Source organism: Pedococcus bigeumensis (assembly GCF_006438965.1).
GTDB lineage: Bacteria > Actinomycetota > Actinomycetes > Actinomycetales > Dermatophilaceae > Pedococcus > Pedococcus bigeumensis_A.
Genome location: NZ_RCZM01000002.1, coordinates 222,840 through 237,548 on the forward strand (window position 1 = coordinate 222,840; position 14,709 = coordinate 237,548).

At 69.5% G+C, this 14,709-nt stretch carries 13 protein-coding genes; 7 read left to right on the plus strand and 6 right to left on the minus strand.

All coding sequences use genetic code 11. The features are described from left to right. Positions 1–33: 33 nt before the first annotated feature. Positions 34–972 (minus strand): aldo/keto reductase, encoded by a 939-nt coding sequence (locus EAH86_RS05955; protein ID WP_140737731.1) that lies wholly within the window; start codon positions 970–972, stop codon positions 34–36. Between the two features lie 64 nt (positions 973–1,036). Here EAH86_RS05955 and EAH86_RS05960 point away from each other — a divergent pair, with 64 nt between their 5' ends. Both EAH86_RS05960 and EAH86_RS05965 read left to right on the plus strand, forming a co-directional pair. Beyond that, entirely contained in the window at positions 1,037–2,095 is a 1,059-nt protein-coding gene (locus EAH86_RS05960; RefSeq protein WP_140737732.1) for an LLM class F420-dependent oxidoreductase, read from the plus strand. Between the two features lie 58 nt (positions 2,096–2,153). Continuing rightward, positions 2,154–3,011 carry an undecaprenyl-diphosphate phosphatase gene (locus tag EAH86_RS05965; protein WP_241668226.1) on the plus strand — a complete coding sequence of 286 codons (858 nt, stop codon included), beginning with the start codon at positions 2,154–2,156 and terminating at the stop codon, positions 3,009–3,011. A gap of 11 nt (positions 3,012–3,022) precedes the next feature. On the opposite strand, the gene corA is transcribed toward EAH86_RS05965, so the two are convergent. Then, positions 3,023–4,003 (minus strand): magnesium/cobalt transporter CorA, encoded by a 981-nt coding sequence (corA, locus tag EAH86_RS05970; RefSeq protein WP_140737734.1) that lies wholly within the window; start codon positions 4,001–4,003, stop codon positions 3,023–3,025. A 58-nt stretch (positions 4,004–4,061) separates the two neighbouring features. On the opposite strand from corA, the gene EAH86_RS05975 reads away from it, so the two are divergent. From EAH86_RS05975 to mshC, 4 genes are read left to right on the plus strand one after another with little or no spacing between them, the layout of a single operon-like run. Continuing rightward, positions 4,062–4,760: an MSMEG_4193 family putative phosphomutase gene (locus EAH86_RS05975; protein WP_140737735.1), complete on the plus strand. Its 699-nt coding sequence runs from the start codon at positions 4,062–4,064 to the stop codon at positions 4,758–4,760. Between the two features lie 9 nt (positions 4,761–4,769). Then, complete coding sequence (locus EAH86_RS05980; RefSeq protein WP_140737736.1) at positions 4,770–5,309, plus strand: DUF3090 domain-containing protein; 540 nt, start codon at positions 4,770–4,772, stop codon at positions 5,307–5,309. A 38-nt stretch (positions 5,310–5,347) separates the two neighbouring features. Further along, complete coding sequence (locus tag EAH86_RS05985) at positions 5,348–6,118, plus strand: SCO1664 family protein (protein ID WP_338325236.1); 771 nt, start codon at positions 5,348–5,350, stop codon at positions 6,116–6,118. A gap of 22 nt (positions 6,119–6,140) precedes the next feature. Further along, positions 6,141–7,388, plus strand: a complete 1,248-nt coding sequence (gene mshC, locus EAH86_RS05990) for a cysteine--1-D-myo-inosityl 2-amino-2-deoxy-alpha-D-glucopyranoside ligase (RefSeq protein WP_140737738.1) — start codon at positions 6,141–6,143, stop codon at positions 7,386–7,388. Between the two features lie 61 nt (positions 7,389–7,449). On the opposite strand, the gene EAH86_RS05995 is transcribed toward mshC, so the two are convergent. Both EAH86_RS05995 and EAH86_RS06000 read right to left on the minus strand, forming a co-directional pair. Beyond that, positions 7,450–8,133, minus strand: coding sequence for an alpha/beta fold hydrolase (locus tag EAH86_RS05995; protein WP_140737739.1), 684 nt, complete (start codon positions 8,131–8,133; stop codon positions 7,450–7,452). Between the two features lie 140 nt (positions 8,134–8,273). Further along, positions 8,274–9,125 (minus strand): PAC2 family protein, encoded by an 852-nt coding sequence (locus EAH86_RS06000; RefSeq protein ID WP_140738889.1) that lies wholly within the window; start codon positions 9,123–9,125, stop codon positions 8,274–8,276. A 126-nt stretch (positions 9,126–9,251) separates the two neighbouring features. On the opposite strand from EAH86_RS06000, the gene EAH86_RS06005 reads away from it, so the two are divergent. Beyond that, entirely contained in the window at positions 9,252–9,962 is a 711-nt protein-coding gene (locus EAH86_RS06005) for an HAD family hydrolase (RefSeq protein ID WP_140737740.1), read from the plus strand. 19 nt (positions 9,963–9,981) lie between these two features. On the opposite strand, the gene EAH86_RS06010 is transcribed toward EAH86_RS06005, so the two are convergent. Together EAH86_RS06010 and metH are read right to left on the minus strand one after the other, a co-directional pair. Continuing rightward, positions 9,982–10,827, minus strand: a complete 846-nt coding sequence (locus tag EAH86_RS06010; RefSeq protein ID WP_140737741.1) for a RecB family exonuclease — start codon at positions 10,825–10,827, stop codon at positions 9,982–9,984. 77 nt (positions 10,828–10,904) lie between these two features. Then, positions 10,905–14,702 carry a methionine synthase gene (metH, locus tag EAH86_RS06015; protein ID WP_140737742.1) on the minus strand — a complete coding sequence of 1,266 codons (3,798 nt, stop codon included), beginning with the start codon at positions 14,700–14,702 and terminating at the stop codon, positions 10,905–10,907. Positions 14,703–14,709 lie beyond the last annotated feature (7 nt).

The following is a 14,709-nucleotide window of genomic DNA, read 5'->3' on the forward strand; positions in this document are numbered from 1 at the left end:
CTGATCCGGCCAGAGCTGCTGAGACCAGAGCGGTCAGGCTGAGATCTCGTCCAACGCGGCGACGAGCTCGTCGGGCAGCTCGAGGGACTCGCTGGCCAGCGATGTACGCAGCTGGGCAGTGGTGCGGGCGCCGACGACCGGGCTGACCACGCCGGGTCGGTCCCGCACCCACGCGAGCGCGACCTCGGTGGGGCTCACCTCGAGGCCCTTGGCAGCAATGGCCAGGGCCTCGACGATGCCGGTGCTGCGGTCGTCGAGGTAGCGCGCCGTGAACCGGGGGAAGTCGCGCGACGCAGCCCGGGAGTCCGTCGGGATCCCGTTGCGGTACTTGCCCGTCAGCACGCCTCGGCCGAGCGGGGACCAGGGGAGCAGGCCGAACCCCAGGGCCTGGGCAGCGGCAAGCAGGTCGGGCTCCGCGCTCCGGTTGGTCAACGAGTACTCAACTTCGTTGGCCACCAATGGAACTCGCGCCTGCTCGAGCAGCGACATCGCCCGGGCAACCTGCCATCCGCTGAAGTTCGAGACCCCGACGTAGCGCGCCCGCCCGGTGTTGACGGCCCACTCCAGCGCCGACAGCGTCTCGGTCAGTGGTGCCTCGTCGGACCAGGTGTGGACCAGCCAGAGGTCGACGTGGTCGGTCCCGAGGCGTTCGAGGGAGGTGTCGAGCTGGCTGAGCAGGCTGTGCCGTGAGGTGTCGACGACACGGTTGCCCGAGCGGCGCGAGATGCCTGACTTGGTGCAGATGACGAGGTCCTCGCGCTGGACGTCGTCCTCGATGAGGCGGCCGATGATCTCCTCGGAGGCGCCGTCGGAGTACCCGTGAGCCGTGTCGACCAGGTTGCCCCCGGCGTCCAGGAAGGTGCGCAGCTGTTCGCGGGCGCTTTCCTCGTCGGTGGTCCGGCCCCACGTCATGGTCCCGAGGGCAAGGCGGGACACCGAGAGTCCGGAGGTCCCCATTCGTCGCTGGCGCATGGTTCCGTACGGTAGTCGGCCGTCGCCGCGCTGACGCGTCGCACTCGCCGCTAGCCTCGCTTCCATGGAACTCGGAGTGAACCTCGGCTACTTCGGCATGGGCGTGGACCAGGACAACGTGGCGGTCGCGCAGGAGGCCGACCGCCTCGGGTATGCCGTGGCGTGGGCTGCGGAGGCGTACGGGTCGGACGTGCCCACGGTGCTGTCGTGGATCGGTGCCCTCACCGAGCGCATCGACCTCGGTGCGGCCGTCATGCAGATCCCCGCGAGGACGCCGGCGATGACCGCGATGACCGCAGCCACGCTGGACACCCTGTCCAAGGGCCGGTTCCGGCTGGGTCTGGGCGTCAGCGGCCCGCAGGTCAGCGAGGGGTGGCACGGGGTCCCGTTCGCGGCTCCACTCGGGCGCACCCGCGAGTACGTCGAGATCGTCCGGATGGCGTTGCGGCGCGAGAGCCTGGCCTATGCCGGGAAGCACTTCACGCTCCCCGTGCCCGACGGTCCCGGCAAGGCGCTCAAGCTGACCATCCACCCGCCCCGCCCCGACCTGCCGATCTACCTGGCTGCGGTCGGTCCGAAGAACCTCGAGCTCGCCGGTGAGGTCGCCGACGGGTGGCACGCGATCTTCTTCAGCCCGGAGCACTCGGGCGACCTCGTGCAGTCCGTGGTGACCGGTCGCCGGCGAGCCGGTCGCGGCACCGAGGACGACCCGCTCGACGGTTTCGACATCGCACCCTCGGTCCCCGTGGTCATCGCAGACGATGTCGAAGCCGCCGCTGACGCGATCCGCCCCTACGCCGCTCTGTACATCGGCGGGATGGGTTCGCGGGAGAAGAACTTCTACAACCAGCTCGCCGTGCGGATGGGGTTCGGGGACGCCGCAGCCAAGGTGCAAGACCTCTTCCTCGCCAGGCAGCACCGCGACGCCGCTGCAGCGGTGCCGTTCGAGTTCATCGACGCCACCGCGCTGATCGGCCCCCGCGACCGGATCCGGGACCGGCTGGCCCGCTACTCCGAGGTCGGGGTCGGCACGCTGTCGGTCGCGCCCTTCGCCGGCGGCCTCGAGGACCGGTTGCATGTCGTGCGGACCATGGCCGAGCTCATGGGGGAGACTGGCCTCTGATCTCGGCCATCGCAGTTGTGCCGACGCCCCCATCGTTTCCTACTCTGAAAGCGGACCGTTGACCCTGAGCTATCTCGACGCCCTCATCCTCGGCATCGTGGAAGGGCTGACCGAGTTCCTCCCGGTTTCCTCCACCGGGCACCTGACGATCACCGAGAAGCTGCTCGGCCTGACGGTCGACGACCCCGGTGTCACGGCCTACACCGCGGTGATCCAGCTCGGGGCGATCTTCGCCACGCTCCTCTACTTCGGCAAGGACATCATCCGACTGCTGATGGCCTGGGTGTCCGGACTGACGAGCGCAGAGGCCCGGACCCACCACGACTACCAGCTGGCCTGGGCCGTCATCGTGGGGTCGATCCCGGTGGGCATCGTCGGCTTCGCGGCCAAGGACCTCATCAGCGGAGGTCTGCGCAGCCTGTGGGTCGTCGCCGTCGCCCTGATCGCGTGGAGTGCCGTGATGTGGCTGGCAGAGAGCCGCCACGCGATGCTCACCGACAAGGGGCAGGAACGCGGCGAGGGCCAGGTCACGCTCAAGGACGGACTGGTCATCGGGCTGGTCCAGTGCGCGTCACTGGTCCCCGGTGTGTCCCGGTCGGGCGCCACCATCTCGGCAGGGTTGTTCCGCGGTCTCGACCGGCTGACGGCGACCCGGTTGTCCTTCTTCATGGCCATCCCCGCGCTGACCGCAGCCGGCGTCTTCGAGCTGCTCAGCGAGACCGACCACCTCAAGCTCCTGGGTGTCGGTCCGATCATCGTCGGCATCATCGTCTCGTTCGTCGTGGCCTACGCCTCGATCGCCTGGCTGCTGAAGTTCGTGAGCAGCAACAAGATCACGGCGTTCGTCTGGTACCGCGTCGCCCTCGGTGTCGTGCTGCTCGTCGTCCTCGCCGCGGGATGGATGACCGCCACCTAGGCCCTGCAGCGCTACAGCCAGCCGGACTTCCGGAACGCGCGGTACAGCCCGAGACACGCGGTCGCCATCACACCCACGACGATGAAGTAGCCGTAGTGCCACTTCAGCTCGGGCATGTTGTCGAAGTTCATCCCGTAGATCCCCGCGATCATCGTGGGCACGGCGGCGATCGCGACCCACGCGGAGATCTTCCGCATGTCGCTGTTCTGCTGCACGGTGATCTGGGCGAGGTGGGCGTTGAGGATGTCGGTGAGCAGGCGGTCGTACGACTCCACGTGGTCGATCACCCGCAGCAGGTGGTCGGCCACGTCACGGAAGAGCAGCCGCACCTCCTTCTGCGGGAGGGGCGAGCGGGACCCGTCGTGGAGCATCTTCAGCGGCGCTGCCAAGGGGACGGCCGCGCGGCGGAACTCCAGAACCTCGCGCTTGAGCCGGTAGATCGTCGCCGAGCTGACCCTGTTCGCACCCGTGAAGACCGACGCCTCGATCTCCTCGAGGTCCTTCTGCAGCTCGGCGTCGATGGAGACGTAGTTGTCGACGAGACTGTCCATCACCGCGTGCACGACCGCGATGGCCCCGAAGCGCAGGGCGTCGGCATTGCCCTCGAGCGCGTGGCGCACCCCCGCGAGCGGGTTGGCCTCGCCGCGTCGCACGGTGACGACGAAGCGGTCGCCGACGAAGAGCATCACCTCGCCGGTCTCGACGTCCGAGGTCTCCTCGATGTACCGCAAGGTCTTCATGACGACGAAGATCGTGTTGTCGTAGAGCTCCACCTTGGGCCGTTGGTTGCCCTTGACCGCATCCTCGACGGCCAGCGGGTGCAGCTTGAGCTCGTCGTTGACGAGGTCGAACTCGGCGTCGGTGGGGTTCTTGAGGCCGATCCAGAGGAACGCGTGCGGGTCGTCGCCGCCGCGCAGCTCTTCGAGGGCGTCACTGAGGTCACCGCACGGCAGCCGTTGGCCCTGGCGGTAGATGGCTTGGTCGACGATCACGGCCCTACTTCACCACGTCCGCGACGGCCCGGCGAGCAGCGCGCCGTAGAGTGCGCTCGTGCCCACCGTCCTGCTGGTCCGTCATGGCCACTCCAGCGCCAACGGCGAGGGCATCCTCGCCGGCCGGCTGCCCGGCATACACCTCACCGACCGGGGTCGGGAGCAGGCTGACCACCTGGCCGACCGGTTCCGTGGCCTCCCCGTCGTGCGGGTGGTGAGCAGCCCGCTCGAACGATGCCTCGAGACGGCGGCCCCGCTCGTTGCGGCGCTCGGCGTGGAGGTCACCGTCGACGACGACCTCCAGGAGTGCGCCTACGGCGCGTGGACCGGGCGCCCGCTCGGTGAGCTCGCGAAGGAGCCGTTGTGGGCCACCGTCCAGGACGACCCCGAGACCGCGCGCTTCCCCGACGACGACAGGTATGCCGCGGAGAGCCTTCGCGCGATGAGTGACCGCGTCGTGGCAGCAGTGCGACGCCACGACGCCGAGGTCAAGGAGTCCTCCGGCGACTCGGCCCTGTGGGTGGCGGTGACCCACGGGGACCTGCTCAAGGCGGTCCTGGCCGACGCGACGGGTTCGGGCCTCGGTCGGTTCCAGCGCTACACCGCCGACCCCGCGTCGGTCTCGGTGGTCCGGTTCGGTGGGCGGCACACGTTCCTGCTGACGGCCAACGACGTGACCCCCGACCTGACCCGGTTCCAGCCGAAGCCAGAGGCCCACGTCGCGGGCGACGCAACCGTCGGCGGGGGAGCCGGTTAGAGTTTTGCCATGGGGCTCGTCGAGTTTGATCCACCTGACCGGTTCGTCGCCGGCACCGTCGGTCCTCCGGGACAGCGGACCTTCTTCCTGCAGGCCAGCGAGGGACGCCGGCTCACCAGCGTCTCGCTCGAGAAGCAGCAGGTGTCAGTCCTGGCCGACCGCATCAACGACCTGCTCGACAGCTACGCCGCGGGGGAGGGCGCCGACCACGCCGCCGCGGAGGTGGTCGACAACGCCCCGCTGGACACCCCGATCGAGGACGAGTTCCGGGTCACCGCGCTGAGCCTGGCCTGGGACGACAGTCGCCGGGTCGTCGTCATCGAGTGCCTCGACCGTGACCCCGACGACCCCGAGGCCGGCGTCGACCCCGAGATCCTGACCGAGGAGCCGCGTCAGGTGCGGGTCGTCCTCTCGCCGTCGCGGGCACGCGCATTCGCGCGACGCGCTCAGTCGGTCGTCTCCGCAGGCCGCCCGCCCTGCCCGTTCTGTGGTGGACCGCTCGAACCAGAGGGGCACATCTGCCCCCGCGCGAACGGCTACAAGCGCTGACCCAGCCAGCAGGTGGCCCGTCGGTCAGCCTCGACCTCCTGACGCGCGCAGACCTGGTGGTGCTCGGGGCACTGGCCGACGCCTCCAACCTGGCGCTCCTCGTCCGGCTCGGCGACGACGAGGGACCCCTGGCCATCTACAAGCCGATCGGTGGCGAGCGCCCCCTCTGGGACTTCCCGGATGGATCGCTCGCGGCCCGTGAGGTCGCGGCGCACCTCATCAGCGCGACGGGCGGCTGGGACGTCGTTCCCGAGACGGTGCTGCGCGACGGCCCGCAAGGGCCCGGATCGGTGCAGCGCTGGGTGGGCGACCCGCAGACCCTGCCGGAGTACGTCGTCGACCTCGTCATGCCCGACTCCATCCCCGCAGGGTGGTTGGCGGTGCTCCGGGGTGAGGACGAACGTGGGAACCCGGTGGTGGTGGTGCACGAGGACACACCACTGGTCCGTGGCGTCGCGGCCTTCGACGCCGTCATCAACAACTCCGACCGCAAGGGGAGCCACCTCATCCGCGAGGGCGACCGGCTCCGCGGGTTCGACCACGGCGTGAGCCTGCACCAGGACGACAAGCTCCGCACCGTGCTGTGGGGCTTCGCCGGGCAGCCACTGTCCGCGCCGGACCTCACGCGGATCACCGCGGTCCGGGACGCCTTGAACAACCCCGCGTCCGCCCTCCGACACGATCTGGCACCCCTCCTGACCGCCGACGAGGTCACCGCGCTGGAAGCCCGCTGCGCCGCCTTGCTCGAGCAGGCGGCATACCCGATGCCGTCGGGGGAGTGGCCGGCCATCCCGTGGCCGCCCCTGTGAGCCGCACCCGTAGGCTTCCGCTGTGATCTCCTGGCCCACCCCTTTCCTCCCCGCCGTGCCCGGCACCGGCCACCCCGTGCAGGTCTTCGACTCCGCTACCGGTGCGGTCCGTGCGATCACCCCGGGACCCACGGCACGCATGTACGTCTGTGGCATCACCCCCTATGACGCCACCCACATGGGGCACGCAGCCACCTACGTCACCTTCGACATCCTGGGCCGGGCACTGCGCGACTCAGGGCACGACGTCGAGTACGTCCAGAACATCACGGACGTCGACGACCCCCTCCTCGAGCGGGCGACGCGCGACGGGATCAACTGGGAAGACCTTGCGGCACAAGAGATCTCACTGTTCCGTGAGGACATGACCGCGCTGGCTGTCATCCCGCCCGACCACTACATCGGCGTCGTCGAGAGCATCGAGCCAGTGGGTGCGGCAGTGCGCACGCTGCTCAAGCGCGGTGCTGCCTACGCGGTCGACACCCCCGAGTCCGAGGGCGACGACCTGTACCTCGACATCTCGACCGACGACGGCTTCGGTGCGGTGTCGAACTGGGCCCGCGACGAGATGCTGGCCGTCTTCGCCGACCGAGGCGGGGACCCGTCGCGGGCGGGCAAGCGCGACCAGCTCGACCCCCTGCTGTGGCGCGCCGCCCGGGAGGGAGAGCCGTCCTGGCCCGTCGAGGGCCTGCCCGACGGCCGGCCCGGCTGGCACATCGAGTGCACGGCCATCGCCCTGGACCACCTCGGGATGTCCTTCGACGTCCAGGGCGGCGGGACCGACCTGGTCTTCCCGCACCACGAGATGAGCGCGACCCAGGCCGTGGTGCTCACCGAGCAGCGACCCTTCGCGCGGACCTACGCCCACCAGGCGATGGTGGGCCTGGACGGCGAGAAGATGAGCAAGTCCAAGGGCAACCTCGTCCTCGTCTCGAAGCTGCGCGCCGACGGAGTCGACCCGATGGCAATCCGGCTCGCACTGCTGGCACAGCACTACCGCACCGAGTGGTCCTGGACCTCCGACCTCCTGGAGCGGGCGCAGCAGCGCCTGGAGACCTGGCGCGCGGCCCTCTCGGTCAACACCGCGCCCGACTCCGACGACGCCGTCGAGACCATCCGCACCCGTGTCGCCGACGACCTTGACACGCCCGGAGCCCTGGCCGCCGTCGATGCCTGGGCCTCCCAGACCCTGAACCGTGGCGGGAGCAACGGCACGTCCGCCGGGGTCCTCGCGCGCGCCCTGGACGCGATCCTCGGCGTCCGGGTCTGAGTCCGCCCGACGACCGCTGCGTCGGGAGGCCTGGCTGGGCGGCCGCGTCAGGCGGTCACGGTCACGCCGTCGCTGCGGCCGCGAGCAGCTGGGCGAGCTCCTTGGGCCTGGTGACCATCGGCCAGTGCCCTGAGTCGATGTCGACCAGGTCGACGTGCCTGGCCTTGGCGAGCTCGGGCAGCTCACCCTCGTCGATCCAGGCCTGGGCCTGGACCGGGTCGAACTCGGGGCACACCAGCACGACAGGAACGTCATAACGGCGGTCGTCGCCGAGATGCACCACACCCTTGGACACCCCCTCGGGGACCGGGATCGCCGCAGCCTCGAAGGTGCGCTTGGCCTCCTCGTCGAGGTCGGCAGAGTCTGCTCCCTCGAACGGCCCCCAGCCGGGAAACGCCATCAAGCCGTCCTTGGCCTCGAAGAAGTCGGCGTAGGCCTCTCCGTCGGCGGACGGGAACCCGCCGATGAGGGCAACCTTGGCCACCTTCTCGGGTCGGGCGTCGGCGGCCAGCCACGCGAGGGTGCAGGCGGCGGAGTGCCCGACGACCATGGCCGGCTGGTCGGCCCGGTCCACCGCGCTGAGCACCGCTGCCACCTGGTCCTCGAGGGTGGCTGTGGTTGCTCCGTCGCCCTGACCGGGGAGGGTGAGCGGCACCGGGTGGTGGCCCAGTGCCTCGAGCTCGGGCACGACGTCGTCCCACGCGGACCCGTCGAGCCACAGTCCGGCGATGAGCAGGATGTCCATTGGTCAAGCCCCTTCTCCAGCCGGCGCGGTCGGTGCCCGTCGCCGAGGTCCCTGCAGGCTAGGGGGAGTTCAGGACGATACGCTTCCGGTTCGGCGTGTCACCAACGCAGCAACCGGCCCCGGTTGCGGAGCCGGCTGCCTCAGCCGGGGCCTTCCTGACCGCGGCGGCGCAGGTAGCGCTCGAACTCGCGGGCGATCGCGTCGCCGCTCGCCTCGGGGAGGTCCGCGGTGTCCTGGGCCTCTTCGAGGGACTGGACGTACTCGGCGACCTCCTCGTCGGTGTCGGCGAGCTCGTTGATGCCGCGTTCCCACGCCTTGGCGCCGTCGGTCAGGTCGCCGTGGGGGATCGTGGCGTCGAGCAGCTCCTCGAGCCGAGAGATCAGGGCGAGGGTGGCCTTGGGTGACGGGGAGTGGCCGGCGTAGTGCGGAACCGCCGCCCAGCAGGAAAGGGACTGCATCCCCGACTGGGTGGCCGCGTCGGCGAGCACCCCGACGATGCCGGTCGGGCCCTCGTAGCGGCTCGGTTCGAGGTCGAAGCGGTGGATGACGTCGTCGTCGTCCGAGGTCGCGGTGACCGGGATCGGCCGCGTGTGGGCCACGTCCGCCATCAGGGCGCCGAGGGTGAACACGGTGCTCGCGCCGACCTCCTGGGCGAACTCCATCAGCTCGATCGTGAAAGCCCGCCAGCGGAACGACGGCTCGATGCCCTGGATGAGGATGACGTCCCGGTCCAGTCCTGCTGAGCGCGCCACGAGGATCCGGGTGGTCCGCCAGTGGATCCGGCGACGGCCGTCCTCGAGCACGACCCGCGGGCGGTTGACCTGGAAGTCGTAGTACTCCTCCGGGTCCAGCGCTGCGATGGCGTCGGCATCCCACACGTCGACGAGGTGGTCGATGGCCGCGGTCGCTGCCTCGCCGGCGTCGTTCCAGCCCTCGAAGGCAGCAATCACGACGGGGTTGTTGAGCTCAGGGACGTCTTCGAGTTCGATCACCATCGCTCCTTCCTGTGCAGCCGAAACACCGTGTCCGCCCAGCCTACGGTCCGTGGTGTGGAGCCATCCGCACGGCTGCGTATAGTCGGGCGCGCCGCCATCCCCGCACCACGAAGGCCGTCCGCCATGTCGCCCCACCAGTCCACCTCGAGCGAGCACCTGTCGCCAGCCGTGGACGCCCTCCCGGCCGCGGTGTTCTGGGACATGGACGGCACCCTCGTCGACACCGAGCCCTACTGGATCAACGCCGAGCACACGATCGTCGAGGAGGCCGGTGGGGTCTGGAACGACGAGTACGCCCACCAGCTGGTCGGCAACGACCTCATGGTGTCCGCCGAGTTCATCCGCGACAACAGCCCCGTCTCGCTGGACCCTCTCGAAATCGTCGAAGAGCTCCTGAAGCGCGTCATCGTGCAGGTCCGCGAGCACGTGCCGTGGCGACCCGGTGCTGTCGAGCTGCTCACGGCGCTGCGGGACGCAGGGGTGCCGAACGCGCTGGTGACCATGTCCTGGCGATCCCTCGCCGACAGCGTCGTCATCGCCCTGCCCGAGGGCACCTTCACTGCCGTGATCACGGGTGACGAGGTCGAGCACGGCAAGCCACACCCAGAGCCCTACCTGGCCGCGGCCCGCGCGCTCGGGGTCGAGGTGGCCGACTGCGTGGCGATCGAGGACTCACCCACGGGGGTGCGCTCGGCCGTTGCGGCGGGGGTGCCCACCCTCGCGGTACCGCACGTCGTGCCGGTGCCGTCGATGGTCGGCGCCGTGCAGGTGCCGAGCCTGCGCGGACTGACCCCACGGGACCTGCGGACCTTGTTCGACGGGTCCCGTCAGTGACTCCGCCGAGACGGTCTGCTCACTCGTCGGTCGGAGCGACCTGACCGGAGATGGCGGGGTTGAGGGCGATCAGGGCGGCGTTCTCGGGCAGCGGTGGGGGAGTGCCGCCCCAGGCCGGGCAGAACTCGCGGTAGTCACACCAGTCGCACAGCCGTGAGGTCTTGGGCCGCCAGTCACCGGTGGTCGCCGCGTGCTCGATGGCCGTCCACACGGCCTTGAGGTTGCGCTCGAGACTGAGCAGGTCGTGCTCGTCGGGGGCGTAGCGGACCACCTCGCCGTTGCCGAGGTAGACCAGCTGGAGCAGGCGCGGGATCTCGCCGCGCAGCCGCCAGAGGACCAGGGCGTAGAACTTCATCTGGAACAGCGCCTTGCCCTCGAACAGCTCGCTCGGGGACCGACCGGTCTTGTAGTCGACCACCCGCATGGCGCCGTCGGCAGCCACGTCGAGGCGGTCGACGTAGCCGCGCAGCACGAGGCCGTCGACATCGGCCTCGACGTAGAGCTCGCGCTCTGCGGGTTCGAGCCGGGTCGGGTCCTCGAGGGTGAACCAGGTCTCGATGAGCGCTTGGGCGTCGCCGAACCAGCCGGCCTCGGTCAGCTTGTCGTCGCCCGCGATCATCTCGGCGAGCTCGGGCTCCTGCTCGACGAGGGCGTCCCACTGGGGGCTCAGCAGCGCCTGCGCGGCCTCCGGCGTGCGCTCGTCGGCGGGCAGGTCGAACAACCGCTCCAGGACCGCGTGCACCAGGGTGCCGCGCGCTGCCGCCGGGCTGGGCGCGGACGGCAGCTTGTCGATCGTGCGGAACCGGTAGAGCAACGGACACTGCTTGAAGTCCGAAGCTCGGCTCGGTGAGAGGGCGGGAACCATGGACCACACGGTATGCCGCGCCGCCGACAGCGGTGCCGTGGCGCACCGACGGTGCGCCACGGCATACGACTGCCTGCTCAGTCCTCGGGCAGGTAGCCCAGGTTCGGCGAGAGCCAGCGCTCGGCCTCGGCCATCGTCCAACCCTTGCGCTTGGCGTAGTCCTCGACCTGGTCGCGGCCGAGGCGACCGACGACGAAGTACTGCGACTGCGGGTGCGAGAAGTACCAGCCCGACACCGAGGCCCCCGGCCACATGGCCATCGACTCGGTGAGCTCCATGCCGGTGTTCTCCTCGACCTGGAGCAGGTCCCAGAGCAGGGCCTTCTCGGTGTGGTCGGGGCAGGCGGGGTAGCCCGGGGCGGGCCGGATCCCGACGTACTTCTCGGCGATGAGGTCGGGGTTCTTCAGGTGCTCGTCCGGCGCGTAGCCCCAGAAGTCGTGCCGGACCCGCTCGTGCATCCGCTCGGCGAAGGCCTCGGCGAGGCGGTCGGCCAGCGCCTCCAGCAGGATCGCGTTGTAGTCGTCCATCGCGGCCTTGAACTCGTTGACCTTGTCGTGCGAGCCCAGCCCGGCCGTCACGGCGAAGCCGCCGATGTGGTCGGACTTGCCGGTGTCGCGCGGCGCCACGAAGTCGGACATGGCCCGGTTGGGGATGCCCTCACGGTGCTGGCCCTGCTGACGCAACGTGTGCAGGGTCATCGCCACGGTCTCGCGCGACTCGTCGGTGTAGACCTCGATGTCGTCACCCACCGCGTTGGCAGGGAACAGCCCGATCACGCCGTTGGCCTTCAGCCACTTCTTCTCGATGATGTCGTCCAGCATCTTCTGCGCGTCCTGGTAGAGCTTCGTCGCGGCCTCCCCGGTCGTGGGGTTGTTGAGGATGTCGGGGAAGCGGCCCTTCATCTCCCAGGCCAGGAAGAACGGCTGCCAGTCGATGTAGTCGCGGAGCTCGGCGATGGGGTAGTCGCGGAAGGTCCGCACGAACTGGGTGACGGTGCGGTTCGTGTTGCCCGACTGCCGACGCAGCAGCTCCTTCTCCTGGGCCGCCACGAGGTGCGGGACCGGCGGGCGGTAGCTGCTCCAGTCGATCGGGGTGGCCATCTCGCGGGCCTTCTCGATCGACACCAGCGGGCGCTCGGTCGTCTTGGCTGCGTGCCGGGCACGCAGCGAGTCGAAGTCCGCCTTCACCTCGGCCATCAGCTTGGGGCGCAACTCGTCGGACAGCAGCTGGGCCACCACCGGGACCGAGCGCGAGGCGTCCTTCACCCAGACGACCGGCCCGTGGTACTTCTGGTCGACCTTGACGGCGGTGTGTGCCCGGGACGTCGTCGCGCCGCCGATGAGCAGTGGCAGGTCGAACCCCTGGCGCTCCATCTCGGTGGCGAAGTTGACCATCTCGTCCAGGCTCGGCGTGATCAGCCCGGACAGCCCGATGACGTCGGCCTTCTCGGCCTTGGCGGCATCGAGGATCTTCTGGGCCGGCACCATGACCCCGAGGTCGACGACGTCGTAGTTGTTGCACTGCAGCACGACGCCGACGATGTTCTTGCCGATGTCGTGCACGTCGCCCTTGACGGTGGCCATGATGACCTTGCCCTTGGCGCGATTCTCCGCGACCTCGGCCTCGGTCTTCTCGGCCTCGATGAACGGGATGAGGTAGGCCACCGCCTTCTTCATGACCCGGGCCGACTTCACCACCTGCGGCAGGAACATCTTGCCGGCACCGAACAGGTCGCCGACGACGTTCATGCCGTCCATCAGCGGACCCTCGATGACCTCGATCGGGCGGCCGCCCCGAGCCGAGATCTCCTGACGCAGCTCCTCGGTGTCGGTCTCGGCGTGCTCGTCCAGACCCTTGACCAGCGCGTAGGTGATGCGTTCGCCGACGGGCAGCGAGCGCCACTCCTCGGCGATGGCCTCCTGCTTGGTGTCGCCGGTGTTGAACTTGTCGGCGATCTCGAGCAGCCGCTCGGTGGAGTCCGACCGACGGTTGAGGACGACGTCCTCGATCCGCTCGCGCAGCTCGGCGTCGACCTGGTCGTAGACGACGAGGGCGCCGGCATTGACGATTCCCATGTCCATGCCCGCCTGGATGGCGTGGTAGAGGAACACGGCGTGGATCGCCTCGCGGACTGCGTTGTTGCCGCGGAACGAGAAGGACACGTTGGAGACACCGCCGGAGATCAGGGCGCCCGGCAGGTTCTCCTTGATCCAGCGGGTTGCGTCGATGAAGTCCGTGCCGTAGGCCGCGTGCTCCTCGATGCCCGTCGCCACGGCGAAGATGTTGGGGTCGAAGATGATGTCCTCCGCGGGGAACCCGACCTCCTGCGTGAGGATGTCGTAGGCCCGCTGGCAGATCACCTTGCGGCGTTCGAGGGAGTCAGCCTGGCCGTCCTCGTCGAAGGCCATCACCACGATCGCCGCGCCGTACTTGCGGCAGAGGCGCGCGTGGTGGATGAACGGCTCGATTCCCTCTTTCATCGAGATCGAGTTGACGATCGACTTGCCCTGCACGCACTTCAGGCCGGCCTCGATGACGTCCCACTTGGAGGAGTCGATCATCAGCGGCACGCGCGAGATGTCGGGCTCGGTCGCGACCAGCTTGACGAAGCGGTCCATCGCCGCGACGCCGTCGATCATGCCCTCGTCCATGTTGATGTCGATGACCTGCGCGCCGGACTCGACCTGCTGGCGCGCGACGTTGAGCGCCGTGCCGTAGTCCTCGGCCTGGATCAGCTTGCGGAACCGCGCCGACCCGGTGATGTTGGTGCGCTCACCGACGTTGACGAACAACGACTCCTCGGTGACCGTCAACGGCTCGAGCCCGGACAGCCGAAGGGCCGGGGCGATCTCGCTCGGCACGCGGGGCCTCTCGGCAGCCGCGGCCTTGGCGATGGCCGCGATGTGGTCGGGCGTGGTGCCGCAGCAGCCACCGAGCAGGTTGACCAGGCCGGACTGAGCGAACTCACCGACGACTGCCGCCATGTCCTCGGCCGTCTCGTCGTACTCGCCGAAGGCGTTGGGCAGCCCTGCGTTGGGGTAGCAGGAGACGAAGGTGTCGGCCACGCGAGCCAGCTCCGCGGCATACGGACGCATCTCGGCGGCGCCGAGCGCGCAGTTGAGGCCCACCGCGAGCGGACGCGCGTGCCGCACAGAGTTCCAGAACGCCTCGGTGACCTGCCCGGAGAGTGTCCGGCCGGACGCGTCGGTGATGGTGCCGGAGATGATGACCGGCCACCGACGGTCGTAGTCCTCGAAGAGCGTCTCGAGGGCGAAGATCGCGGCCTTGGCGTTGAGCGTGTCGAAGATCGTCTCGACGATCAGCAGGTCGGAACCGCCGTCGACGAGGCCACGCGCCTGCTCCAGGTAGGCCTCGACCAGCTGGTCGAAGGTGACGTTGCGCTTGCCGGGGTCGTTGACGTCGGGGGAGATGGAGGCGGTGCGGTTGGTGGGGCCGAGCGCACCGAGGACCCAGCGCGGCTGGTCCGGCGTCTGCGCGGTCATCTCGTCGCAGGCCTGCCGCGCGAGGCGCGCGGCGGCGAGGTTCATCTCGTACCCGAGGTCCTCCATGCCGTAGTCGGCGAGGGAGATCCGCTGCGCGTTGAAGGTGTTGGTCTCGATGAGGTCCGCGCCGGCTTCGAGGTATGCCGTGTGGATGCCCTTGATGATGTCGGGCTGGGTCAGGCTCAGCAGGTCGTTGTTGCCCTTGAGGTCGCTCTCCCAGTCGGCGAACCGCTCGCCGCGGTAGTCCGCCTCGCCGAGTCCTTCGCGCTGGATCATCGTGCCCATGGCGCCGTCCATCACGAGGATGCGCTCGGTCAGCGCGGTCGTGAGCTGGTCGGTGGCATCGGGCTGCAGGGCGGGGGAGTCAGGCACCGCACAA

Coding starts and splice junctions, on each gene's coding strand:
- EAH86_RS05980 (WP_140737736.1), top strand. CDS start 4,770: ATGGGGCTCGTCGAGTTTGATCCACCTGACCGGTTCGTCGCCGGCACC.
- EAH86_RS06005 (WP_140737740.1), top strand. CDS start 9,252: ATGTCGCCCCACCAGTCCACCTCGAGCGAGCACCTGTCGCCAGCCGTG.
- EAH86_RS06010 (WP_140737741.1), bottom strand. CDS start 10,827: ATGGTTCCCGCCCTCTCACCGAGCCGAGCTTCGGACTTCAAGCAGTGT.
- EAH86_RS05955 (WP_140737731.1), bottom strand. CDS start 972: ATGCGCCAGCGACGAATGGGGACCTCCGGACTCTCGGTGTCCCGCCTT.
- EAH86_RS05995 (WP_140737739.1), bottom strand. CDS start 8,133: ATGGACATCCTGCTCATCGCCGGACTGTGGCTCGACGGGTCCGCGTGG.
- EAH86_RS05960 (WP_140737732.1), top strand. CDS start 1,037: ATGGAACTCGGAGTGAACCTCGGCTACTTCGGCATGGGCGTGGACCAG.